25 protein-coding genes are annotated in these 23,570 nt (G+C 66.6%); 13 read left to right on the top strand and 12 right to left on the bottom strand.

All coding sequences use genetic code 11. The features are described from left to right. Positions 1-107: 107 nt before the first annotated feature. Positions 108-1,700 carry a murein biosynthesis integral membrane protein MurJ gene (gene murJ, locus ABQY74_RS06495; protein WP_349793964.1) on the bottom strand — a complete coding sequence of 531 codons (1,593 nt, stop codon included), beginning with the start codon at positions 1,698-1,700 and terminating at the stop codon, positions 108-110. Between the two features lie 116 nt (positions 1,701-1,816). On the opposite strand from murJ, the gene rpsT reads away from it, so the two are divergent. Continuing rightward, on the top strand, positions 1,817-2,086 hold the full coding sequence (rpsT, locus tag ABQY74_RS06490) for a 30S ribosomal protein S20 (protein ID WP_002807888.1): 270 nt from the start codon (positions 1,817-1,819) through the stop codon (positions 2,084-2,086). 91 nt (positions 2,087-2,177) lie between these two features. Here the strand turns inward: rpsT and obgE are convergent, their stop codons facing one another. From obgE to rplU, 3 genes are all read right to left on the bottom strand, one after another. Beyond that, positions 2,178-3,227: a GTPase ObgE gene (obgE, locus tag ABQY74_RS06485; protein ID WP_016901714.1), complete on the bottom strand. Its 1,050-nt coding sequence runs from the start codon at positions 3,225-3,227 to the stop codon at positions 2,178-2,180. A gap of 250 nt (positions 3,228-3,477) precedes the next feature. Continuing rightward, positions 3,478-3,738 (bottom strand): 50S ribosomal protein L27, encoded by a 261-nt coding sequence (gene rpmA / locus ABQY74_RS06480; RefSeq protein WP_010365804.1) that lies wholly within the window; start codon positions 3,736-3,738, stop codon positions 3,478-3,480. A gap of 12 nt (positions 3,739-3,750) precedes the next feature. Next, positions 3,751-4,071, bottom strand: a complete 321-nt coding sequence (gene rplU / locus ABQY74_RS06475) for a 50S ribosomal protein L21 (protein WP_016901712.1) — start codon at positions 4,069-4,071, stop codon at positions 3,751-3,753. A gap of 291 nt (positions 4,072-4,362) precedes the next feature. Here rplU and uvrA point away from each other — a divergent pair, with 291 nt between their 5' ends. After that, the gene (gene uvrA / locus ABQY74_RS06470; RefSeq protein ID WP_024940077.1) at positions 4,363-7,329 is read left to right on the top strand and encodes an excinuclease ABC subunit UvrA; all 2,967 of its coding nucleotides are present in this window, start codon (positions 4,363-4,365) and stop codon (positions 7,327-7,329) included. Further along, entirely contained in the window at positions 7,329-7,736 is a 408-nt protein-coding gene (locus ABQY74_RS06465; protein WP_039519984.1) for a thioesterase family protein, read from the top strand. Before uvrA ends, ABQY74_RS06465 begins: the two co-directional genes overlap by 1 nt. Before the next feature lie 251 nt (positions 7,737-7,987). Here ABQY74_RS06465 and ABQY74_RS06460 read toward each other — a convergent pair whose 3' ends face one another. Then, positions 7,988-8,428, bottom strand: a complete 441-nt coding sequence (locus ABQY74_RS06460) for a copper chaperone PCu(A)C (protein WP_372470091.1) — start codon at positions 8,426-8,428, stop codon at positions 7,988-7,990. 53 nt (positions 8,429-8,481) lie between these two features. Here ABQY74_RS06460 and ABQY74_RS06455 point away from each other — a divergent pair, with 53 nt between their 5' ends. From ABQY74_RS06455 to ABQY74_RS06440, 4 genes are all read left to right on the top strand, one after another. Beyond that, positions 8,482-9,252 carry an enoyl-CoA hydratase/isomerase family protein gene (locus ABQY74_RS06455; RefSeq protein ID WP_046342022.1) on the top strand — a complete coding sequence of 257 codons (771 nt, stop codon included), beginning with the start codon at positions 8,482-8,484 and terminating at the stop codon, positions 9,250-9,252. A 71-nt stretch (positions 9,253-9,323) separates the two neighbouring features. Continuing rightward, positions 9,324-10,238, top strand: coding sequence for an acyl-CoA thioesterase II (tesB, locus tag ABQY74_RS06450; protein ID WP_016901707.1), 915 nt, complete (start codon positions 9,324-9,326; stop codon positions 10,236-10,238). A gap of 148 nt (positions 10,239-10,386) precedes the next feature. Continuing rightward, positions 10,387-10,896, top strand: a complete 510-nt coding sequence (locus ABQY74_RS06445; protein WP_016901706.1) for a pathogenicity-like protein — start codon at positions 10,387-10,389, stop codon at positions 10,894-10,896. Positions 10,897-10,995: 99 nt separating this feature from the next. After that, entirely contained in the window at positions 10,996-12,189 is a 1,194-nt protein-coding gene (locus ABQY74_RS06440; protein ID WP_349793967.1) for a sigma-70 family RNA polymerase sigma factor, read from the top strand. A gap of 186 nt (positions 12,190-12,375) precedes the next feature. Here the strand turns inward: ABQY74_RS06440 and ABQY74_RS06435 are convergent, their stop codons facing one another. Continuing rightward, a complete protein-coding gene (locus ABQY74_RS06435) occupies positions 12,376-13,113 on the bottom strand; it encodes an EF-hand domain-containing protein (protein WP_372470051.1) in 738 nt (245 codons plus the stop codon). Between ABQY74_RS06435 and ABQY74_RS06430 the strand changes: the two genes are divergently transcribed. Together ABQY74_RS06430 and ABQY74_RS06425 are read left to right on the top strand one after the other, a co-directional pair. After that, positions 13,004-13,918 carry an arginyltransferase gene (locus ABQY74_RS06430; protein WP_039528547.1) on the top strand — a complete coding sequence of 305 codons (915 nt, stop codon included), beginning with the start codon at positions 13,004-13,006 and terminating at the stop codon, positions 13,916-13,918. The two genes, ABQY74_RS06435 and ABQY74_RS06430, sit on opposite strands and share 110 nt — an antisense overlap. Positions 13,919-13,970: 52 nt before the next feature. Beyond that, positions 13,971-15,200: an endonuclease/exonuclease/phosphatase family protein gene (locus ABQY74_RS06425; RefSeq protein ID WP_349793971.1), complete on the top strand. Its 1,230-nt coding sequence runs from the start codon at positions 13,971-13,973 to the stop codon at positions 15,198-15,200. A 92-nt stretch (positions 15,201-15,292) separates the two neighbouring features. Here ABQY74_RS06425 and purT read toward each other — a convergent pair whose 3' ends face one another. Beyond that, entirely contained in the window at positions 15,293-16,492 is a 1,200-nt protein-coding gene (gene purT / locus ABQY74_RS06420) for a formate-dependent phosphoribosylglycinamide formyltransferase (RefSeq protein WP_349793973.1), read from the bottom strand. Positions 16,493-16,619: 127 nt separating this feature from the next. Here purT and ABQY74_RS06415 point away from each other — a divergent pair, with 127 nt between their 5' ends. From ABQY74_RS06415 to ABQY74_RS06400, 4 genes are all read left to right on the top strand, one after another. Then, positions 16,620-17,489, top strand: a complete 870-nt coding sequence (locus ABQY74_RS06415; protein ID WP_016901700.1) for an SPFH domain-containing protein — start codon at positions 16,620-16,622, stop codon at positions 17,487-17,489. A 9-nt stretch (positions 17,490-17,498) separates the two neighbouring features. Further along, the gene (locus ABQY74_RS06410; RefSeq protein ID WP_016901699.1) at positions 17,499-17,783 is read left to right on the top strand and encodes a hypothetical protein; all 285 of its coding nucleotides are present in this window, start codon (positions 17,499-17,501) and stop codon (positions 17,781-17,783) included. Then, positions 17,780-17,959, top strand: a complete 180-nt coding sequence (locus ABQY74_RS06405) for a hypothetical protein (protein WP_053051285.1) — start codon at positions 17,780-17,782, stop codon at positions 17,957-17,959. The genes ABQY74_RS06410 and ABQY74_RS06405 overlap by 4 nt, the downstream gene beginning before the upstream one ends. Positions 17,960-18,114: 155 nt before the next feature. After that, a complete protein-coding gene (locus tag ABQY74_RS06400) occupies positions 18,115-18,912 on the top strand; it encodes a M15 family metallopeptidase (RefSeq protein WP_184627495.1) in 798 nt (265 codons plus the stop codon). Positions 18,913-18,951: 39 nt separating this feature from the next. Here the strand turns inward: ABQY74_RS06400 and ABQY74_RS06395 are convergent, their stop codons facing one another. From ABQY74_RS06395 to ABQY74_RS06375, 5 genes are all read right to left on the bottom strand, one after another. Further along, positions 18,952-19,626, bottom strand: a complete 675-nt coding sequence (locus ABQY74_RS06395) for a DNA-3-methyladenine glycosylase (RefSeq protein ID WP_184627497.1) — start codon at positions 19,624-19,626, stop codon at positions 18,952-18,954. Between the two features lie 2 nt (positions 19,627-19,628). Next, on the bottom strand, positions 19,629-20,000 hold the full coding sequence (locus ABQY74_RS06390; protein ID WP_104645185.1) for a DUF423 domain-containing protein: 372 nt from the start codon (positions 19,998-20,000) through the stop codon (positions 19,629-19,631). A 95-nt stretch (positions 20,001-20,095) separates the two neighbouring features. Then, positions 20,096-21,277 carry an SRPBCC family protein gene (locus ABQY74_RS06385; RefSeq protein WP_349793976.1) on the bottom strand — a complete coding sequence of 394 codons (1,182 nt, stop codon included), beginning with the start codon at positions 21,275-21,277 and terminating at the stop codon, positions 20,096-20,098. A 373-nt stretch (positions 21,278-21,650) separates the two neighbouring features. Continuing rightward, on the bottom strand, positions 21,651-22,292 hold the full coding sequence (locus ABQY74_RS06380) for a response regulator transcription factor (protein WP_016901693.1): 642 nt from the start codon (positions 22,290-22,292) through the stop codon (positions 21,651-21,653). Beyond that, positions 22,292-23,488 (bottom strand): sensor histidine kinase, encoded by a 1,197-nt coding sequence (locus tag ABQY74_RS06375; RefSeq protein ID WP_016901692.1) that lies wholly within the window; start codon positions 23,486-23,488, stop codon positions 22,292-22,294. Before ABQY74_RS06375 ends, ABQY74_RS06380 begins: the two co-directional genes overlap by 1 nt. Positions 23,489-23,570: the final 82 nt, after the last annotated feature.

Raw genomic sequence — 23,570 nt, 5'->3', positions numbered from 1 at the left:
CGTCCCGGAAGCGGGCAGACGATTGCGCGCCTTCCCGGCCCGGGACCGGCCCTACCCACCGTGCATGACGGCTGGCTCTGCACCCGCTCGGCCAGCTTGGCGGACGACTAGCCCTCGCGCAGATGCCGCGGCCGCCATCCCAGCGCCACTTGCGCCACCAGGTAGGTCGCCCCACCGCTGCCAACCAGCACCGCCAGCCAGCCGATGCGATCCCACTTGTCCATCACGGTGAACGATGGCAGCCACCACAGCAGGCTCAGCAGCACCGCCACCATCGCCGCGCATGCCAGCAACAGGCGCAGCGCATAGCCAGCCCAACCCGGCCGGCGCTGATACACGCCGGACTTGCCCAGCCAGTACCACAGCAAAGCCAGGTTGAGATAACTGGACAGCGCGCTGGCAATGCCCAGCGCCAGATGCAGGCCCGGCTGCTTGCCCAGCGCCTGCATCACGCCCTGCGCCTTGAGCTCGGGCGGCACCATGATCTGGTAGACCACCGCCAGCAACGCGAAGTTGAACACCATGTTGGCGATCAACGCCGCCACGCCGGCACGCACCGGGGTGCGGGTGTCCTGGCGGGCGTAGAAGGCCGGCAACAACACCTTGAGCATGGCGTACGCCGGCAGGCCGAAGCTCAGGCCGTAGACCGACATCGCGGTCATGCGCGTATCGAAGGCGGTGAACTGGCGGTACTGGAACAAGGTCGCCACCAGCGGCTCGGCCAGCAGCAGCAGGCCGAGCATGGCCGGCATCGCGATCAGCAGCGTGGTGCGGAACCCCCAGTCCAGCGCGCCGGAGAACGCGCTGCGGTCGGTCTTGACGTGATGGCGCGCCAGCGCCGGCAGGATCACCGTGCCCAGCGCCACCCCGAACACGCCCAACGGCAGCTCCAGGAACCGGTCGGCCAGCGACAGCCACGACTGCGAGCCGTCGGCCAGCCGTGCGGCGATCACCGTGTCCAGCATCAGGTTGATCTGCGCGATCGACGAACCGAACAGGGTCGGAATCATCAGAGTCAGCACCTTGCGCACGTCCGGGTGCGTCCAGCCCCAGCGCGGCAGCGTCAGCAGGTCGATGCCCTTCAGGGCCGGTAGCTGAAACAGCAACTGCAGCGCCCCGGCCACCAGCACCGCCCAGCCCAGCGCCAGGATCGGCACGTCCAGCCGCGGCGCCAGCCACAGCGCGCCGGCGATCATGCACAGGTTGAGGATCACCGGCGTCAGCGCCGGAATCGCAAACCGCTGGAAGCTGTTGAGCGCCCCGCCCGCCAGCGCGGTCAACGACACGAATAACAGAAACGGAAACGTCAGCCGCAGCAAGTCCACCAGCAGGCCGTATTTATCCGGATCGGTGGCCGCGCCATCGGAAAACACCGACGCCAGCTGCGGGGTGAAGATCAGCCCCAGCGCGGTGATCAGCAGCAACATGCCGCCGAGCGTGCCGGACACCCGCGACATCAGCTCGCGCAGGTCCGAGTGCGGGCGGGTCTCCTTGACCTCGGTGAACACCGGCACGAAGGCGGTGGCGAACGAGCCCTCGGCGAACAGCCGACGCAGGAAATTGGGGATCCGGAACGCCACCCAGAACGCGTCGGTGACCGCATTGGCGCCGAAGGTGGTGGAGATCGCCTGGTCGCGGATCAGGCCCAACACCCGCGACACCATGGTCATACTGCTGAATGAGAGCAGGCCTCTCAACATGCCGGGCTTGCTCACGCTGCATCCCTCTTGACAACTGACTTGACGTACATAACTAAGCCCATCATACTTTCCCGCTTGCTTTTTCCACTACACCGATTTTTCAGGAACCCACCACCGTGGCCAATATCAAGTCCGCCAAGAAGCGCGCCAAGCAGACCGTCGTGCGCAATGAGCGCAACACGGGCCAGCGTTCGATGCTGCGCACCGCCGTCAAGAAGGTGATCAAGGCCCTTGACGCCAACGATGCTGCAGGCGCCGAAGCTGCTTTCGCCGTTGCCCAGCCCATTCTCGACCGTTTCAGCGCCCGTGGCCTGATTCACAAGAACAAGGCTGCGCGTCACAAGAGCCGTCTGACCGCTCGCATCAAGGCCATCAAGGCCGCGTAAGCGAGCCGTGTTGGCATCACCGCAGGCCTGGCCTGCGGTGGCATAGAAAAACCCGGCCTTGGCCGGGTTTTTTGTGTGCCTGCGCATGCGCTCAGCCGGCATTGCGTGCCTCGAGCTCGTCCTCGCGCTGCCGGTCGAAGAACGCCATGATGTCCTTCATGATCGGGAAGGTGCCATCGCGGCCCAGCGCCGAGACCAGATACCACGGCGCGGTCCAGCCAAGCTCGGCCACGATCGTCTCGGCCGCAGCGCGCGCCTCGTCCTCGAACATCAGGTCGGCCTTGTTGAGCACCAGCCAGCGCGGCTTCTTCAGCAACTCGGGATCGTGGCGCTCCAGCTCGCGCTCGATGGTGCGCACCTGATCCACCGGCGACGCCTCCACCCCACCATCCATCGGCGAAATGTCCACCAAATGCAGCAGCAGACGGGTGCGCTGCAGATGGCGCAGGAACTGCGTGCCCAGCCCGGCACCGTCGGCCGCGCCCTCGATCAGGCCCGGCACGTCGGCGATGACGAAGCTGCGATACGCCTCGACGCTGACCACGCCCAGATTCGGGTACAGGGTGGTGAACGGGTAATCGGCCACCTTCGGGGTTGCCGAGGACACCGCGCGGATCAGGGTGCTCTTGCCCGCATTGGGAAAGCCCAGCAGGCCAACATCGGCCAGCAGCTTCAGTTCCAGCTTGAGCAACCGCTCCTCGCCCTCTTCACCGGTGGTGGACTGGCGCGGCGCACGGTTGACCGAGCTCTTGAAATGCATGTTGCCCAGGCCGCCCTTGCCGCCCTTGGCCACCAGTAGGCGATCGCCATGCTGGGTCAGGTCGCCGATGACTTCGTCGGTCTGCACATTCATCACCACGGTGCCGACCGGCACCACGATGATGCGGTCTTCGCCGCCCTTGCCGTAGGCCTGACGCCCCATGCCGTTCTCGCCGCGCTGCGCCTTGAAGGTACGCTCATGCCGGAAGTCGACCAGCGTATTGACGTTCTCGTCGGCCACGATCCATACGCTGCCGCCGTTACCGCCGTCGCCACCATCGGGCCCACCGAGCGGGATGAACTTCTCGCGGCGAAAGCCGACACAGCCATTGCCGCCATTGCCGGCACTGACCAGGATTTCTGCTTCGTCGACTAACTTCATGAGCTTGCAACCGGGAATTGGGAATGGGGAATAGGGAATCGGCCAAAGAAACCAGCCTGACCCCTGCCGGCGAGCGCACTCACCAGCAAGACAGCAAAGAGCGAGAAGAAACCAGGAGCCGGCTTTTCCGATTCCCGATTCCCTATTCCCCACTCCCGGCCGTCAAACGAAAAACCCCGCAAAAGCGGGGCTTTCCGTCTCGTCCGCCAGGCATGGATGCCTGACGGACTGGCCTGCATGGAGCGGGCGATTACGCCTCGGCAACCACGCTGACGGTACGACGCTTCTTCGCACCCTTGACCGAGAACTCCACCTTGCCGTCGACCAGCGCGAACAGGGTGTGGTCACGACCGAGGCCGACGCCGGCGCCCGGATGGAACTGGGTGCCACGCTGACGCACGATGATGTTGCCGGCATCGATGGCCTGGCCACCGAAGATCTTCACACCCAGGTACTTCGGGTTGGAATCGCGACCGTTGCGCGAGGAACCTACGCCTTTTTTATGTGCCATGACTGGTTCTCCTTACTTCTTATCGCCACCGGCGATGCCGGTGATCTCGATTTCGGTGTAGTACTGACGGTGTCCCTGACGCTTCATGTGGTGCTTGCGGCGACGGAACTTGATGATGCGCACCTTGTCGGCGCGGCCGTGGGCCACGACCTTGGCGGTGACCGAGGCGCCCTTCAGCGCATCGCCCAGCTTGATGCCATCGCTATCGCCCAACATCAGGACGGTGTCGAACTTGATCTCGTTGCCAGCTTCGACTTCGAGCTTTTCCACGCGGAGCGTTTCGCCCTGCGCGACGCGGTATTGCTTACCGCCGGTTACCAGAACTGCGTACATGACCAGGTTTTCCTCTGTAGTTATTATGGTCGCACTGACGTGCCCTAGGGCAGACAGAAGCGGGATTGTACGGGCTGGCGGGGTTTGGGGTCAACCTGCCGGCCGCCGGAGCGCGGCCACGCCCGATCCACCCGTGCAACGCATCATCCGGCCGCCACAGGCGCCCCGTCAGACTGGCATTTGGGGCAATTGCCCTCACCTAGGTCGGCGGGTAGGCTGATCGACTGCCACTCATTCCTGCTGAGCACGCTCGCACCACTGCCGGTTCGCCGGCCCGACATCGGATCCCCCATGGCGATGGATTTCATCCGCATCCGCGGCGCGCGGACGCACAACCTCAAGAACATCGACCTCGACCTGCCTCGCGACAAACTGATCGTGATCACCGGCCTGTCCGGCTCGGGCAAGTCGTCGTTGGCGTTCGACACCATCTATGCAGAAGGCCAGCGCCGCTACGTCGAGTCGCTGTCGGCGTATGCGCGCCAGTTCCTCAGCGTGATGGAAAAGCCGGACCTGGACCACATCGAAGGCCTGTCTCCGGCGATTTCGATCGAACAGAAATCGACCTCGCACAACCCGCGCTCCACGGTCGGCACGATCACCGAGATCTACGACTACCTGCGCCTGCTGTACGCGCGCGTCGGTCAGCCGCGCTGCCCGGACCACGGCTTCCCGCTGGAAGCGCAGACCGTCAGCCAGATGGTCGACCACATGCTCACGCAGGACCAGGAGCAGCGTTACATGCTGCTGGCGCCGGTGATCCGCGAGCGCAAGGGTGAGCACGCGCAGGTGTTCGAGCAGCTGCGCGCGCAGGGCTTTGTGCGCGTGCGCGTGGATGGCGAGCTGTACGAGATCGACGCGGTGCCGCCGCTGGCGCTGCGCCAGAAGCACACCATCGAGGCGGTGATCGACCGCTTCCGTCCGCGCGAAGACATCAAGCAACGGCTGGCGGAAAGTTTCGAGACTGCGCTCAAGCTCGGCGAAGGCATGGTCGCGGTGCAGTCGCTGGACGACCCGGCCGCGGCGCCGCACCTGTTCTCGTCCAAGTACAGCTGCCCGGTCTGCGATTACTCGCTGCCGGAGCTGGAGCCGCGGCTGTTTTCGTTCAACGCACCGGTGGGCGCCTGCCCCAGTTGCGATGGCCTGGGCGTGGCCGAGTTCTTCGACCCGGATCGCGTCGTGGTGCATCCGGAGCTGTCGCTGTCGGCCGGCGCGGTGCGCGGCTGGGATCGGCGCAATGCCTATTATTTCCAGCTGATCGCCTCGCTGGCCAAGCACTACAAGTTCGACGTGGACGCGGTGTGGAACACGCTGCCGGCCAAGGTGCGCCAGGCGGTACTGTTCGGCAGCGGCGATGAGGTAATCAGTTTCACCTACTTCACCGATGCGGGCGGGCGCACCACCCGCAAGCACCGTTTCGAGGGCATTCTGCCGAACCTGGAACGCCGCTACCGCGAAACCGAATCGCCGGCCGTGCGCGAAGAGCTGACCAAATACGTCAGCCAGCAGCCCTGCCCGGCCTGCAACGGCACGCGCCTGAATCGTGCCGCGCGCAACGTGTTCGTCGCCGACCGCCCGTTGCCCGAGCTGGTGGTGCTGCCGGTCAACGAGGCATTGAGCTTTTTCCGCGGCTTGTCGCTGCCGGGCTGGCGTGGCGAGATCGCCAGCAAGATCGTCAAGGAGATCGGCGAACGGCTGGGCTTCCTGGTCGACGTGGGCCTGGATTACCTGACCCTGGAACGCAAGGCCGACACCTTGTCCGGTGGCGAGGCGCAGCGCATCCGGCTGGCCAGCCAGATCGGCGCCGGCCTGGTCGGGGTGATGTATGTGCTGGACGAGCCGTCGATCGGCCTGCATCAGCGCGACAACGAGCGCCTGCTCGGCACGCTGACGCGGCTGCGCGATCTGGGCAATACCGTCATCGTCGTCGAGCATGACGAAGACGCGATCCGCCTGGCCGATTACGTGCTGGACATCGGCCCCGGCGCCGGCGTACACGGTGGCGAAATCTGCGCGCAAGGCTCGTTGCAGGACATTCTGGATGCGCCCGGCTCGCTGACCGGCCAGTACCTGTCGGGCAAGCGCCGCATCGAGATTCCCAAGCAGCGCCACAAGCCCAACCCGAAGATGATGCTGCATCTGCGCGGGGCGACCGGCAACAACCTGAAGAATGTCGACCTGGACATTCCGGCCGGCCTGTTGACCTGCATCACCGGCGTGTCCGGCTCGGGCAAGTCCACGCTGATCAACGACACCTTGTTCTCGCTGGCCGCCAACGAGATCAACGGCGCCTCGCATCCGGTGGCCGCGCATCGCGAGGTCGAGAATCTGGATCTGTTCGACAAGGTCGTGGATATCGACCAGTCGCCCATCGGGCGCACCCCGCGTTCCAATCCGGCCACCTACACCGGCATGTTCACGCCGTTGCGCGAGTTGTTCGCGCAGGTGCCGGAAGCGCGTGCGCGCGGCTATTCGCCGGGCCGTTTCAGCTTCAACGTGCGCGGCGGCCGCTGCGAGGCCTGCCAGGGCGATGGCCTGATCAAGGTGGAGATGCACTTCCTGCCCGACGTCTACGTGCCCTGCGATGTCTGCCACGGCAAGCGCTACAACCGCGAGACGCTGGAGATCCGCTACAAGGGCTTCAACATCAGCGACGTGCTGCAGATGACCGTGGAAGATGCGCTGCGGCTGTTCGAGCCGGTGCCGTCGATCGCACGCAAGCTGGAAACGCTGGTGGATGTGGGGCTGAGTTACATCAAGCTGGGCCAGAGCGCGACCACGCTGTCCGGCGGTGAGGCGCAGCGCGTCAAGTTGTCCAAGGAACTGTCGCGCCGCGATACCGGACGCACCCTGTACATCCTCGACGAGCCGACCACCGGCCTGCACTTCCACGACATCGAAGCGCTGCTCGGCGTGCTGCACAAGCTGCGCGACGAGGGCAACACGGTGGTGGTGATCGAACACAATCTGGACGTGATCAAGACCGCCGACTGGATCGTGGATCTGGGCCCGGAAGGTGGCCATCGCGGCGGCAGCATCCTGGTCTCCGGCACGCCGGAAGATGTGGCTGCGCACAAGGCGTCCTACACCGGGCAGTTCCTGGCCAAGATGCTGCCATCGGTGAAGGCGCGCGAGACCCGGCCGGCGGCGATGGCCAACAAGCCGGATGCGCGCCCGCCACGCAAGATCAAACCGGAGAAGGTGGCGAAAGTCGCCAAGTCCGCCACCAAGAAAACCGCAAAGAAGAAGGCAAGCTGATGAGCGAAGAGCACAAGGTGTTGGCACGCATCCCGATCAGCGTGCGCTGGCGCGACATGGACAGCATGGGCCATGTCAACAACGCCAAGTACATTTCGTACTTGGAAGAAGCGCGCGTGCGCTGGATGCTGGGCGTTGAAGGCGTGGCGATGACCGACCGCATCGCGCCGGTGGTCGCGGCCACCAACGTCAACTACAAGCGCCCGCTGCTATGGCCGAACGACATCCTGGTGGAACTGTTCGTCGAGCGCCTGGGCAGCAGCAGCATCACCATCGGTCACCGCATCCTCGACCAGAAGGACGAGGGCGTGCTGTATTCCGATGGCAACGTGGTGGTGGTGTGGATCGATACGCAGACCGGCAAGAGCGCATCGCTGCCGGACGCGGTACGCGCCGCCAGCAGCTGAGATTTGCCAGTTGCGCGCTGGCTCTCCAGCGCCATAAGACGACGGCGGCTCTTCCGGGAGCCGCCGTTGTTGTTTGCAGCGATCCTGCCGTGCCGCTGCGCGCTACCACCGATAGGCCGCGTGATCGAGACCGACACAGTGAAGTGGCAGCCTGCTCGCCACCACGCATCGCGTTTGATCGGCAATATCGCGCAGTGGGCTCGGCAAACACTGCAGGACCCAGACTCCGCTCAGCCGCGCATTGCGCGCGTTTACGAACCCGGCGCGCGCTTGCGCGCCTGCAGCGTGGTCTTGACCTCGCGGCCATCCTGCAAGGTAAAGGTCACCGGCACCTGCGCGCCTTCCTGCAGCGGCGCACGCGCTTCCATCAGCATCAGATGCAGGCCGCCCGGTGCAAGCGGCACCGACTTGCCGGCCGGCAACGCCAGCTCCGGCACCGCGCGCATGCGGCTGACGCCGTTGGTTTGCGTGGTCTCGTGGATGGACACATCGGCAAACGCGCTGCTCTTGGCCGCGGTGACCTGCAACGGCTGCGCACAGCCGTTGTGGAACTGCCCGAAGCCCGCTGCCATGCCCATGCCACCGGGTGGCGGAATGCGGATCCAGCCGTCCTTGAACTCGGGCAGGCACTGCGCGCCAGCGCCTGCACTTGCCAGCATCACCCATGCACCGAGCAGCACGCGCCCGCACATGCGCTGCCTGCTTCGACTGCCGTCTATCATGACCCAACCTCCAGGAGCCCCGAATGAGCATCCAGATCTTAGACCATGGCCGTCTTCGCGAAATCCGTCTGGCGCGCCCGCCGGTCAATGCACTGGACAGCGCGCTGTGCCAGGCCCTGAGCGTTGCGGTGCAGCAGGCCGGCGAGGAGACCGACGGCATCGTGCTGTCGGGCAGCGAGCGGATCTTCTCCGGTGGCATGGACGTGCCACACCTGCTGGCGCATGGCACCGACCGCGCCGCGTTGCTGGCCAGCTGGACGGCCTTCTTCGAGGCCGCGCAGGCGCTGGCCAACAGCCGCGTGCCGGTGGTTGCGGCCATTGGCGGGCATGCGCCGGCCGGCGGCTGCGTGCTGGCGCTGTGCTGCGACTACCGGGTGATGGCACGCAGCGCCGATACCGCCAAACCCTATGCGATCGGCTTGAACGAGGTGCAGGTGGGCCTGGCCGCGCCGGAAGGCATCCAGCGCCTGCTGCGCCGCGTGGTCGGCGCGCACCGCGCCGAGCGCCTGCTGATCTCCGGACAGCTGCTGCCGGCCGAGCAGGCGGTCACGATCGGCCTGGTCGACGAACTGGTCGATGGCGAATTGGTCACCGCCCGCGCGGTGGCCTGGCTGCAGGACCTGCAGCAGCTGCCGCGCCAGCCGATGCTGGCCACGCGCGCGATTGCCCGCGCCGATCTGCGCGCGGCACTGGCGCCGGAGCTGATCCAGCTGGAGCGCTTCATCGACGGCTGGTACGCGCCGGATGCGCAGGCGGCCCTGCACGGCCTGGTGGCACGGCTGCAGAAGGCCTGACGCCGCTCCCGCACGGCGCGCAGGGGGCGGCCCGCTATAATCGCGGTCCGTCGCACGCCCAGGCCAGCCCCTTGTCCGCCACTGCCGAACCCGTCGTCTCCGAACTGATCAGCCTGCTGTCGCTGGAGCGCCTGGAAGACAACCTGTTCCGCGGCCAGAGCCGCGATATCGGCACCAAGTACGTGTTCGGCGGACAGGTGCTGGGCCAGGCGCTGGCCGCCGCGCAGGCCACCGTGGACAACGGCCGCCAGGCGCACTCCCTGCATGCCTATTTCCTGCGCGCCGGCAATATCGACCACCCGATCGTCTACGACGTCGACCGCACCCGTGATGGCGGCAGTTTTTCGGTGCGCCGGGTCACTGCGATCCAGCATGGCAAGGTGATCTTCTTCTGCGCGGCCTCGTTCCAGCAGCGCGAAGACGGCGCCGAACACCAGTCCGCGATGCCGGTGGTGCCGCCGCCCGAAGACATCGAACCCACCCCGCCGCTGGCGGCGGAGGTGCTGGAGAAACTGCCTGCCAAGGTGCAGCGCTGGCTGTCGCGTGGCGGCCCGTTCGAGTTTCGCCATGTGTTTCCGCGCGACGAACTCAAGCCGCCCAAGCGCCCGCCGTTCCAGCAGATGTGGCTGCGCCTGAGCGACCCGGTCGGCGACGACGTCGGCCTGCACCAGGCCTTGCTCGCCTATGCCTCGGATTTTCAGCTGCTGGGCACCTCCACGTTTCCGCATGGCATCAGCTACTACACGCCGAATGTGCAGATGGCCTCACTCGATCACGCGCTGTGGTTCCACCGCCCGTTCCGTACCGACGACTGGCTGCTGTACTCACTCGACAGCCCCACCGCACAGGGTTCGCGCGGCCTGGCGCGCGGGCAGTTCTTCACCCGCGATGGCGTGCTGGTCGCCAGCACCACCCAGGAAGGCCTGATCCGCGTGGTGCCCGACGGCAGCGCGATCGCGGTGCCGGCAAACGACTCGCCATGTTGATTGCTGCACCGCGTTCGTCGCGCGCAGGCATGCTGATGGCCGCCTGCACTTTCCGGCCTGGATCGACGTCCTTGCCGCTCCTTTCTTTCAGCTCGAGCAAGCGCATTCGCAGCGCGCCCTGCTCGGCAATCGCTGGCACCCCTTAAGCATGCGCAAGATCTTCAGCAGTCAACGTATCGAAACCGCCGAAGGCGTGGCCGATCTCCTGCGCAACGCCGGTATCGACGTGCGCATGAGCAACGGCCGCTCCTACGAGAGCAAGCGCAGCGGCCAGTTCAGCTATCTCGAACAGGGCAACGCCCAGGCCTACCCCACGGTGTGGATCGTGCACGCCGACGACCAGCCGCGCGCCCGCGATCTGCTGCGCGACGCACGCCTGCTCGACACCACCCGCCGCGATCTGCCGAATGTGGAGTACACCTTCCGCGACGGCGAAAACGGCTCGAGCACCAATGCGCGCAGCTGGGCCTGGCGCATCCGGCTGGTGCTGCTGCTGGTGATCGGCGCGGTCGCCATGTTCGTGGTGCTGCGCCATCGCAATGCCCCGGATGCGGCCAGGCCAGTGGCACCGCCGGCCGCGCAGCCAGCGCCCGCCACCACCGCACCGCCCGCCGCAGAGGACGACGAAGTGCGTGTACGGATCCAGCCGGCGCGCTGAGCGCAGCCACCCGGCGCTGCACCAGGCGCCACCGCCATCACGTCGGTCACATCCGCTGCTCGCCTGCGTCATGCTGGGACCAGGACATGGATTGCGCCGATGCACACCGACACGCTGGACCTGATGTTGCAACGCGAATTGCCGGTCGCCGCCGCCGGCTGCCAGCAGGCCTACGGCCGCATCGTGCGCGCCTGCCAGAACACGGTGACCGCCATCGCGCTGGCGATCACCCGCGATATCGCCGCCAGCGAAGACATCGCCCAGGAAGCCTTCCTGCGCGCCTGGCAGCGGCTGGCGCAATTGCATCAGCCGGCCAGCTTCCTGCCGTGGCTGCGGCAGATCACCCGCAACCTGGCGCGCGACTGGCTGCGCGCCAACCGGCATCGCGCGCTCAGCGGCGAAGCGGCGGACCTGGCGATCGCGATGGCCGCCGACCCGGCCCCCTCGCCCGCCGACCAGTTGCTGCAGGTGGAAGAAGAGATCGCCGCGCTCGACATCATTTCTGCATTGCCCGAAGAAAGCCGCGAGACGCTGCTGCTGTTTTATCGCGAAGGCCAGAGTTCGCGGCAGGTCGCCTCGCTGCTTGGCCTGAGCGATGCGGCCGTGCGCAAGCGCCTGTCGCGGGCACGTGCCAGCGTGCGCGGCGAGCTGCTGCGCCGGTTCGGCGAGTTCGCCCGTGCCAGCGCGCCCAGCGTGGCCTTTGCCACCGCGGTGACCTCGGCAACCCTGCTGGCCGCGCCGGGGACGGCGAGCGCGGCCATCGTGCTGACCGGCATGGGGGGCGCGGGCAAATTAGGCGTGAGCGGGCTGACCGGCTCGGCATTGGGCGGGGGTGGAGCGGCCGGTGCGCTAAGCCTCTGGCTCGGCCTGCCGTCGCTGTTCGCCGCCGGCGCCGTGCTGATTGCCGGAGTCGGCACGTACTGGTCGTGCTGGTATCTGCTGCGCTTTGCGCAGACCGCCGCCGAAGCAGCGGCGATTCGTCGTTTCCTGCACATCACCACGCTGACGTCGGTGCTGGTGGTGGGCAGCACGCTGCTGCTCAAACGCCTGGATGCCGGCGCATGGACGTCGCTGCTGTTGCTGGGCGCAGGCATGGCGGTGCTCAACTACCAATCCATCCGGGTGCTGCCACGCGTCATGCGCCCGATGCTGGAACGCGATGCGCAACGACGCCGCACCACGCGGGCACCGCTGCTGTATCGCTGCATGTTCAGCCCGGGCGCGATGTTGGTGAGCACGGCGGCGGTCATGCTGCCCATCGTGCGGCACTACATAAAGCTGGGGATGCTCTGATCCTGGCGTGAGCTCATCGTCGCATGCGGCAAGTGCGACCATTCCTGTCAACAAAAACGGCCTCCTGCTTGCGCGGGAGGCCGTTGGTCGATCGGCGCCTTGTTGCGTGTTGCGGTTTACATGCTGCGTATGACGACAGTGCTGCCCCGGTCGCAGCACTGCGACCGGGTAAGCGACTGGATGAACTCAGTTGCCCGCGGCAGGCTTGGCCGGCATCGGACGCTTGCCGTGATCGCCATGCTCGCCCTGACCCCAGCGGCCATGCTCGCCACGCTGCTTGGATGCGGCATCGAACTCGGCCTTGCTCAGCTTGCCGTCCTTGTCGGTATCGGCCTTGGCAAACCACGCGTCGCGATGCTGCTGCATGCGCAGCTCACGGTCGGCGCGATCGACAAAGCCGTCCTTGTTGATGTCCATCTCATCGAAGCGCGCGGCGAACTTGGGGTCGGCCTTGGCTTCTTCGCGGCTGATGCGGCCGTCCTTGTTGGTGTCGAGCTTGCTCAGCCATTCGCCACGTCCACTGCGGCCCGGGCCGCGATGATGCGGGCGCTCGTCGCGCGACAGCTTGCCGTCCTTATTGGTGTCCAGCGTGTCGAACTGTGCGGCCAGCCTGGGGTCGGCAGCGGCTTCGCTGCGATCGATCACGCCATCGCCGTTCTTGTCGAGTTTGGCAGGACGCGGCGCATCGCCGGCGGCAGGCGGAGCGGCGAACACCGCGCCGGTGGACAGGGCAGCCAGCACGGCCAATGCGAGAAACGGTTTGCGAGACGTCATGAGAAACTCCTGGAATGTGGGAACCACACGCGGCACCTGCATGGGCCGCATCGCGTGGGTGGCGCATCCGGATCCACCGTGCGCTGCCACCAACACCCACATCAACGAGCCATCGGCGCGCGCGTTGACGCGGCAACCGGGCGTATTCATCCGGCGGACAGTCGCCGCTGTTGCGACGCGCAGGCGCTATCCTGACGCCATGGCCATTCACGCCGACACCCATGACGACCTGCGCCTGTTCCAGACCGGCGAGCATGCCTGTGGCTACTGGTCCGAGCGCCGTGCGCGCGACCTGGTGCTGGATCCGCACGACCCGCGTCTGGGTGCGATCTATCCGCAGGCCTTGGCATGGGGATTCCGTCGCTCCGGCGATCTGGTCTACCGGCCGCACTGCGAACGTTGCCGCGCCTGCGTGCCGGTGCGCATCGCGGTGGATGCGTTCCGGCCCGATCGCAGCCAGCGCCGTTGCCTGGCGCGCAACCAGGACCTGGTGGTGCGCGTTGTCGCTGCCGAGCGCACCGACGAACAACTCGCGTTGTACCGGCAGTACCTCAAGCACCGCCATCCCGGCGGCGGCATGGACGAACATGGCGCCACCGAATTCGACCAGTTCCTGATCGGCGGCTGGTCGCATGGACGCTTCCTGGAAATCCGCGAACCGGCGGTGGCGCACGCGCCAGGGCGGCTGCTCGCCGTTGCGGTCACCGATGTCACCGAGCATGCGTTGTCGGCGGTCTATACGTTTTACGCACCGGATGCCACTGCGCGCAGCCTGGGCACCTTCGCGATCCTGCAGCAGATCCAGTGGGCGCAACGCGAGCGCCGCGCGCATGTGTATCTGGGCTACTGGATCGACGGCCATGCCAAGATGAACTACAAGCGCCGCTTCAGCGCGCTGGAGGCCTACGACGGCCGCCAATGGCGCGGGCTTCCTGCCGCTGCACCGGAAGTTTGAACCACGCCGGGACGACATCGGGCTGTCGTCTTGCACATGCGAGAATGTGGCGATGATCAGACCTCTCTTACTGCTTGCGCTGACCGCGCTCTGCGCCGCCTGCGCACATCAGGCGACCTCTCCGGATACGAGCGCCAAGGCAACTGCCGACTCCGCGCCGGCCCAGCTACGCATCGCGACCTACAACACCTCGCTGTATTCGGATCAGGCCGGCGGCCTGGTGCGCGAACTGCAGGGCGACAGCGCGCATGCGCGCAAGATCGCCGCGGTGCTGCAGCGGGTGCGTCCGGATCTGGTGCTGCTCAACGAGTTCGACTTCGACCCCGAGCACCGCGCCGCCGATCTGTTCCAGCAACGCTATCTGCAGGTCGCCCAGCCGGGCGGCGGCGCAGCGTTGCGCTACCCGTATCGCTATCTGGCCCCGGTCAATACCGGCGTGCCAAGCGGCCTGGATCTGGACAACAACGGCAGCGTCGGTGGCGATGGCCGCACCCGCGGCAACGATGCCTGGGGTTACGGATTGCATCCCGGCCAGTACGGCATGCTGGTGCTGTCGCGCTACCCGATCGACACGCAGGCGGTGCGCAGTTTCCAGTTGCTGAAATGGAGCGCGCTGCCGGGTGCGCTGCGCCCGACCGACCCGTCCAGCAAACAAGCGTTCTATCGCGACGCGATCTGGGCGCAGCTGCGGCTGTCGTCCAAATCGCATTGGGACGTGCCGGTGCGCACGCCGCTCGGTGTGGTGCACGCGCTGGTCTCGCACCCCACCCCGCCGGTGTTCGATGGCGCCGAGAAGCGTAACGTCGCCCGCAACCACGACGAGCTGCGGCTGTGGCGCGAGTATCTGGACAATCCCCAGGACGCCAGCTGGCTGTGCGACGACCAGGGCCGCTGCGGCGGGCTGCCCGCCGATGCGCGCTTTGTCATTCTCGGCGACCTCAATAACGACCCGGTCGACGGCGCTGGCCGGCACGATGCGATCCGCGCCTTGATCACGCACCCGCGGGTGCTGCAGTACCCCACGCCGCGCAGTGCAGGCGGCCCGGAAAAAACTGCCGAGTACGCCGCGCAAGGCATTGCACATGCGGGCGACCCGCACCAGGTGACCGGCGACTTCGGGCCGCAGGCGGGCACGATGCGGCTGGACTACGTGCTGCCTTCGCGCCAGTTCACCCTGGTCGGCAGCGGCATCTTCTGGCCCGCCAGCGCCACGCCGGAAGCGGCGATCGCCGATGGCAGCGACCATCATGCGGTTTGGGTGGATGTTGCTGGGGGGCGGTGATTGGGGATTGGGGATCTGACGCGTCGGGTGGTCGCTTGTGTCGTGGCGCGATTGCGGTGGTCGCCGCAACTGCGCCATGACCCGCGCATCACTCAGTCCAGCTGGATCTGCAATGCCTCTGCGGCTACACGCGCCTTCTCGCGCGCGGCATCGATGCTGTCCGCGCGCGCCAGCGTGACGCCGACGCGGCGGTGACCGTCCACGCGCGGCTTGCCGAACAGGCGCAGTGCGGTGTCCGGGTCGCGCAAGGCCTGCGCAACATTGTCGAAGACCGGCACGCCGTGACCGTGCGCCAGCAGCGCGCACGAGGCCGACGGGCCGCTCTGACGGATCACGCCGCCGTTTTCCGCACCGACCGGCAGGCCGAGAATCGCGCGTGCGTGCAGGGCGAATTCGCTCAGCTCCTGCGAGACCAGCGTGACCAGGCCGGTGTCGTGCGGGCGCGGCGAGACTTCGCTGAACCACACCTCGTCGCCCTTGACGAACAATTCCACGCCAAACAGACCCAGACCGCCCAGGTCGTCGGTGATGGCCTGCGCGATCTGCTGCGAGCGCTGCAAGGCGGCCGCTGACATCGGCTGCGGCTGCCAGCTCTCGCGGTAATCGCCGTCCTTCTGCCAATGCCCGATCGGGTCGCAGAACGAGGTGCCGCCGGCATGCCGCACGGTCAACAAGGTGATCTCGTAATCGAAATCGATGAAGCCCTCGACGATGCAGCGGCCGGCACCGGCACGTCCGCCGGTCTGCGCGTAATCCCAGGCCGCCTCGATGTCCGCCTCGCTGCGCAGGGTGCTCTGGCCCTTGCCCGACGACGACATCACCGGCTTGACCACGCACGGCAGGCCCACCGCGGCGATCGCCTCGCGATACTCGGCAGCCGTGTCGACGAAGCGATACGGCGAGGTCGGCAGGCCCAGCGTTTCGGCAGCCAGGCGACGGATGCCCTCGCGGTCCATGGTCAGGCGTGCGGCGCGCGCGGTCGGGATGACCCGCTGGCCCTGCTCGCGTTCCAGCGCGAGCAGCGTTTCGGTATGGATCGCCTCGATCTCCGGCACGATCAGATGCGGCTGCTCCCGGGCGATCAGCGCGCGCAGCGCCTGGGGATCGAGCATGTCCAGCACGTGCGAACGGTGCGCGACCTGCATCGCCGGCGCGTTGGCATAGCGATCGGCGGCGATCACTTCCACCCCGAAGCGCTGCAATTCGATCGCCACTTCCTTGCCCAGCTCGCCCGAGCCCAGCAACAACACGCGGGTGGCGGAAGGCGACAACGGCGTGCCGAGAGTAGTCATGAGCGCGGTCCAGATCGGGAGGGGGCCGCCATTCTAACGGGCCGTCACCATGGCCGCCGGCTGCGCGACTTGCATCAACTGATATCACTTTGATATCTTTTTTGAACTCTCCAAGGACACCCACCTCATGAAAGAGAAGCCGATCAGCTCACTGCCGGGCATTCCGGTCATCCTCGCCGCTGGCGCCGCGTTCGCGGGCGCCGCCTGGTTCATTCTCACCACCCTGGCGGCCGGCAGCCCGACTCCAGCCGGGTTCCTGATTGCGCTGTTGGTGGTGGCGGCGGGCATCTTCATGCTGGCCGGCCTGTACACGCTGGAGCCGAACCAGGCGGCGGTGCTGAGCCTGTTCGGCAAGTACGTCGGCACGGTCAAGGACCCGGGCCTGCGCTGGAACAGCCCCTTCTATGCCAAGCGCCGGGTCAGCCAGCGCGTGCGCAACTTCGAGAGCGGCCGGCTCAAGGTCAACGAACTGGACGGCAGCCCGATCGAGATCGCCGCGGTCATCGTGTGGCAGGTGCTGGACGCTTCCGAGGCGGTCTACAACGTCGACGATTACGAAAGCTTCGTGCATATCCAGTCCGAAGCGGCGCTGCGCGCGATGGCCACCAGCTACCCGTACGACCAGCACGAAGACGATCAGATCTCGCTGCGCAGCCATCCGGCCGAAATCAGCGAACAGCTCAAGCGCCATCTGGACGAGCGCCTGACCCAGGCCGGCGTGGACGTGATCGAAGCACGCATCAGCCACCTCGCCTACGCGCCGGAAATCGCCCAGGCCATGCTGCAACGCCAGCAGGCCAATGCGGTGATCGCCGCACGCACGCGCATCGTCGCCGGTGCGGTGGGCATGGTCGAAATGGCGCTGGCCGAGCTGCAGAAAAACGGCGTGGTACAGCTGGACGAAGAGCGCAAGGCGCATATGGTCAGCAACCTGCTCACCGTGTTGTGTTCTGATCGTGGTACCCAACCGGTGGTCAACGCCGGCTCGCTGTATTGAGGTGATGCAATGAATGTCATGGTGCCGTTGGTCGTCGCGCTTTCCGGCTTGCCTGCATTGGCAATCGCCGCCTCCATCGGCGCGGACGACGACGACCGCGCGCGCGGCCTGGGGCTGCGCTGGGCCCTGATCAGCCTGGTCATCCTGATCGGTGCTGCCTGCCTGTACTGGGCCGGCGACAACCGCGCCGGCATCTACGCGGTGGTGATCGGCATGCTCGTCGGTGTGAATGTGTTGATCGTGTCGATGGTGATGCACCTGCGCCGCCACAGCGGCCGCCAGGAGCGCGAGTGAGCGAGAAGAAGGCCTATCCGCTGCGCATCAACGCCGACGTGCTGGCCGCCGCGCAGCGCTGGGCCGACGACGAACTGCGCAGCCTCAACGCGCAGATCGAATACGTGCTGCGCGATGCGCTACGCAAGGCCGGGCGCCTGCCGAAGCCGCAGGCCGACAAGGACGCCGGTGCTTGAACAAGCACAGGCGTGAGTGATCGTCAGAACGGATCAGCTTCCGCTCGCATGCATCCGCCCCGCCGCCGCTCAGCGGAGCATCTTTATCGCTGCAGGCAAGCGTTCGCGCCGCTACGGACTGGCAGCCCTCACGTGGCACCCGCTAAGCTGCGGCGATGCGCAATTCCCCACGCTTTCTGCTCAACACCTCCGACATCGAACTGTGGCCGGCAGACCTGCTGCGTGCGCGCGGCAATGCGGATGCACGCGTGCTGGCGCAAGCCGACTGGCTGCTGCGGCGCAAGCGCGACGGGCGCTACCTGGCCGCGCATCTGCCGCAGGGCCTGATGCCGTTGATCCCGCGACTGGCGTACGAGCCGGGGCTGGACGAGGCACTGGCGCTGCTGGAACTGCCAGGCGGGCGTGCATTGGACCGGGCGAGCACGTTGCTGCCGGTCAGCGGCGTGCAGCAGCGGCTGGCGCTGCTGGAAATCGACGTGGAGGCGTATCCACGGCAGACCGGGCTGAGCCTGATAGCCGAACCTGCTGCCCTGCACTTTGCCGGACGCGATCGTTTTGCGCGTCCGTTGTGGCTCAGCGCCGGCGCAAGCCGTGCATGGCGACAGATGCGGGCCGACGCTGCACGCGCTGGCGTGCGGCTGGATGCATTGTCCGGCTATCGCAGCCACGATTACCAACTGGCGATCTTCGAACGCAAGCTGGCGCGCGGACTGACGGTGCCGCAGATCCTGGCGGTCAACACCGCGCCCGGCTTCAGCGAACACCACAGCGGCGATGCACTGGATATCGGCACGCCCGGCGAGCCGCCGGTGGAAGAATCCTTCGAGACCACGCCGGCCTTCGCGTGGCTGCGCGACCACGCGGATCGCTTTGGCTACCGGCTGAGTTATCCGCGCGACAATCCCTACGGCATCGTCTACGAGCCCTGGCATTGGCGTTGGTCGGCGGCGTAATGCGCGCGGCAAGCTGCACGCACCGCGCAATCCAACACCCTACTCCTGCGAGCGCGGCGTCGGCACCTTGGCCGCCACGCTGAAGTCGGCGATCTTCCACAGATAGAACGCCGCGTAGCTGCGGTATGGGCCCCAGCGTTCGCCACGGATGGCCAGCTCCTTCGGTGTCGGCATCTGTTCCTGCCTGTCCACGCGCTGGGCGCCCTTGCGCACGCCCAGGTCATCGACGGGCAGCAGATCCGGCCGGCCCAGGCGGAACATCAGCATCATCTCCACCGTCCAGCGGCCGATGCCGCGCACCGGAATCAGCGCCTGCACAATCGCTTCTTCGTCCATGAAGGCGAGCCTGCGCAGGGAGGGAATCTCGCCATCGCGCTCGCGGCGCGCCAGATCGCGCAGCGCCAGCGACTTGTTGCCGGACACGCCACACGCGCGCAGTGCCGCGTCGTCGATGCGACCGAGCGTGTCCGCATGCAGGCGCGGCGCCCCGATGGCCGCTTCCACCCGCGCCACGATCGTCGATGCGGCCTTGCCGCTGAGTTGCTGGAACAGGATCGCGCGCGCCAACGCATCCACCGGATCGAACGGCTTGCGCCAACCCGGCTGCGCGGTGATCGGGCCGATGCGCTTCATCCACGCACCCAGCGCGCGATCGCGCCGGCTCAGGTACGCAAAGGCGGCCTCCACATCGAATCCGCGGGAATGGCGCGGCATGCTCAGCGCCTCAACGCGCCGATCGCCAGCACCGCCCAGCCCAGCATCAGGCTGGTGCCGCCGACCGGTGCCAGGCTGGTGGGCCAGTGCAGCAGCGCGCCGCCGACCAGGCTGCCGGCAAACAGCAGCGTGCCGAGCAACAGCAGATACAGGCCGAGCCGGCCAAGTGCACGCGTTTCGGTAGCGCCGAGCACCGTCAGCACGGCGCCATGGCCGAAGGCGTACAGCGCTGCCAGTTGCAGCCGCGATTGCACCAGCGCATCGGCCACCCCGTGCGAGGCATAAGCCGACAGGCCCACCGCGACGGCGGCCAGCAAGGCGCCGCAAAACGCCAGCAGCGACGGATGTTTCTTGCGACGTTCGAGCAGGGACATAACGAAGTTTCCATTGCAGCGCCGTGGCGCAAAAAAAAACGCGCCGCAGGACTGCGGCGCGTTTTCGTCTGGATCAGATCATCGTGGTGAGACGATTACTTGATGGCCCAGTAGACGTCGTAGGTACCGTCCTGCGTAAACGACTTGTCCACGCCGCCCTTCCACGACTCGTACGGACGCTCGGTCACATCGTTGCCGTTGGTGGCAGCCCAGGCACGCAGGGAGCTACGCACTGCGTCCAGGCCGGCCATGTGGCCTGCGTAGGTTGCAAACGCGGAACGGTGTGCCTTGGTGCGCTCGTACTTGACCGGTGCTTCCGACGGGATGTTGACCTTCAACTCCTCGCCCGCTGCAGCAACCGGGGTTGCATCCACAGGTGCGGCAGCCGCGGCGTCGTCCTTCTTGGCATCCGCCTTGGCGGTGTCGGCCTTGGCATCGGTCTTCGGCGCGCCACCGGCACGCTTGCGGACCGGCTGCACCACGTCGAACGCGTACTTGTCGGTAGCAAAGTCGGTGGTCACGATGCGGACCGGACCAGCAGCCTCGAGGCCGTTGGCGTCCATCACGCGCTTGATCCACTCCTGGTTGTCCTTGATCGACGTCTTGATCGTCTCGTTGTCACGATCGATGTTGCCCGCGGTGACGACCAACAGGTCCTCGGCCGGCACATCGACGAGCTTGAGATCGCTCAACACCGGCTTGCCGTCGAGCTGGGCGCGGTAGTCGAAATTCGGCACGGTGGCCAGTGCGGTCGTCAGACGCGACAGACCCAGCTTCAGGTCGTCGCCCACGTGGCGGCTGACATACAGACCGGCATAACGACCGAACAGGTTCCAGCCGTACTTGACGCTGTAGTCCTGGGTGATCTTGACGTTCTTGTTGTTCTTGCCGGTCGGCGCAAGGGTGAAGTTGGTGACTTTGTCGTAGCCCTTGGTGGGATCGTCGATCGAAATCTCAACACGCTCGTTCTTGACGCTGTTGGTGATCTCCCAGCTGCCGTCGCCGATATAGCCTTCGGTGGAGCTGTATTCGACGCGTGCACCCTTGCCCTCGGTCGGGCCGACCAGCTTCAGCTGGATCTTCGGGTCACGCAGCACAAGCGGGTTCCAATCCTTGAAACGACGGAAGCTGTTCACGGTGTCGTAAACAATCGTCATCCTGCGGTTGGTCTCAACACTCTCGGACATCTGCCGCTCCGAGGGCAACACCAAGCCCACCACGACAAACAAGCCAGCCACGATCCCCAAGGCGATCAGGAACTCGATAATACGGGTCATTCAGGAGGTCTCCGGGGCCGATCCCACGGCCGGGTTGAGTGAAGCGAAGCCGCCATCCTAGCAGGCTTCGAGAAAGATGTTCAGTTGTGCGACGGGTAGCGCGGTCTTGCGGTGTCATCCACCGCGCAACCGCGCAGCCCATGACTGCGCAACCCCAACCTGCACAAGGGTTTGGTCAGATTGCGCGCAGCTATCATGCACATCGCGCGATGCCTGTGTGTGATGCGATTGCCGCCGGCGCCACGTTCTGCCTCCCGGCCGCGTGCATGATCAGGTCGGAAACGACCAGACCACCCCGCCGGGTGCCCTGGCGTACGCGCAGCGTCGCGCACGCGTGGCCGCCATGCCGCACGCAGCGCCACCTGCGCTGCGATCAGACCAATTGCAGCTCGAACGCCTTCAGCACCGCGCGGGTGCGGTCGCGCACGCCGAGCTTGGACAGGATGTTGGAGACGTGATTCTTGATGGTGCCCTCGGCCACGCCCAGCGAGTTGGCGATCTCCTTGTTGGAGAAGCCGCTGGCCATCAGCCGCAGGATCTCGGTCTCGCGGTCGGTCAGCGGATCGGGCCGGTCCAGGCTGACGAACTCGTTGCGCATGTGTTCCAGGCCCGACAGCAGGCGCTGGGTCACCGCCGGCTGCACCAGCGAGCCGCCGTCGGCCACGGTGCGGATAGCGCCGACCAGCTGTTCCAGCGAGACGTCCTTGAGCAGGTAGCCCTTGGCGCCGGCCTTCAGCCCGGCCAGCACCAGCTGGTCGTCGTCGAAGGTGGTCAGGATGATGGTCGGCGGCAGCGTGCCGTTGCGCGAGAGCATCTGCAGCGCCTCCAGGCCGGACATCACCGGCATGCGCATGTCCATCAGCACCACGTCGGGCTGGACCTGCGGGATCTGCTCGACCGCCTGCTTGCCGTCCGAGGCCTCGGCCACCACCTCGATGCCGTTATCCAGCGCCAGCAGCGAGCGGATGCCCTGGCGTACCAGGGTTTGGTCGTCGACCAGGCACACACGGATCATCAGAACACTCCTTGAGTCACGGCCGCAGGCATCAGTGCCGGCGCGCCTGGAACGGAGATGCGCAGGCCGAAGCCGTCACCCCGCCGGGTTTGAATCTCGAGCTGGCCACCATACTGGTTCAGCCGCTCGCGCATGCCGCGCAGCCCGTTGCCGGGCGCCACCGTGTCGGCGCCGTGGCCATCGTCGCGCGCGTCGATCAACACGGTGTCGGCATCGCGCCGCACCTGGATCCACAGGTTGCGCGCACCGGCATGGCGCACCGCATTGGTGATGATTTCCTGGGTACAGCGCAGCAGCACGTGGGCGCGCTCGGGGTCGTCCAGGGTCAGCGGCTGGGCGATGTCCAGATGGATGTCCAGCGACGGCACCTGGGTCACCAGCGGGCGCAGGGCCGCTTCCAGGTCGATCGCGCCGCTGTCGCGCAGGTGGCTGACCGCTTCGCGCACATCGGTGAGCAGCAGCTTGGCCAGCGTATGCGCCTGGCGCACGTGCTCCTGGGCCTGGCCGTCGGTGATGTGACCGGCCACTTCCAGGTTCAGGCTCAGCGCGGTGAGGTGGTGGCCAAGCAGGTCGTGCAGCTCGCGCGAGATGCGGGTGCGCTCGTTGACGCGGGCGCTTTCGGCCAGCAGCGCGCGGGTGGCGCGCAGCTCGGCATTGAGCCGGCGCTGTTCTTCGCGGGCATCGGTCTGCTGGCGCGCGACCAGGCTGGTCACGAAGATGAACATCGAAAACCCGCCGTACAGCAGCGACTGCATCAGCGCGGCGAACAGGGTGAAGTCCGGGCGCAGGTAATAGAACACCGGCAGCACCGCCAGCTGGCTGAGCACCAGCCAGGCCACGCCGATGCGTAACGGCAGCAGCCAGGGGATGACCCCGGCCGCCACCATCATCAGGATGCTGCCCAGCCCGGTCCCGCTCAGATAGCTGACCGCCAGCGCGAAGATGGTCAGCAGCAGCAGGATCAGCCGGTCGTACCAATGCGCATGGCCGCCGCTGCTCAGGCCGCGGGTCAGCCAGAAGTAGCTGGCGCCGAAGCCGACGAAGAACGCCGACATCAGCAGGCCTTCGGCCACGCTGCGGTGGTCGCCCTCTTCGGCCGCCGGCCAATAGGTGTACACCAAGGGCATGGCGATCATTGCCCAGGTGAACAGGCCGGCGAAGCGCAGGACGCGCGTATGACTGAGGTATCCCAACATGCAGGCATCTTAGGCGCTCGCCGGGCGGCTGCCCTCTTGCCGGAAGTCATGCATGCGTGTGGCATGGCGCGCCTGCCTTGGC

Origin of the sequence: Xanthomonas sp. WHRI 7064 (assembly GCF_040202355.2) — a bacterium.
GTDB classification, from domain to species: Bacteria; Pseudomonadota; Gammaproteobacteria; order Xanthomonadales; family Xanthomonadaceae; genus Xanthomonas; species Xanthomonas arboricola.
Note: the sequence above shows the minus strand (reverse complement) of the source record. Positions and strands in the feature narration are given on the sequence as shown.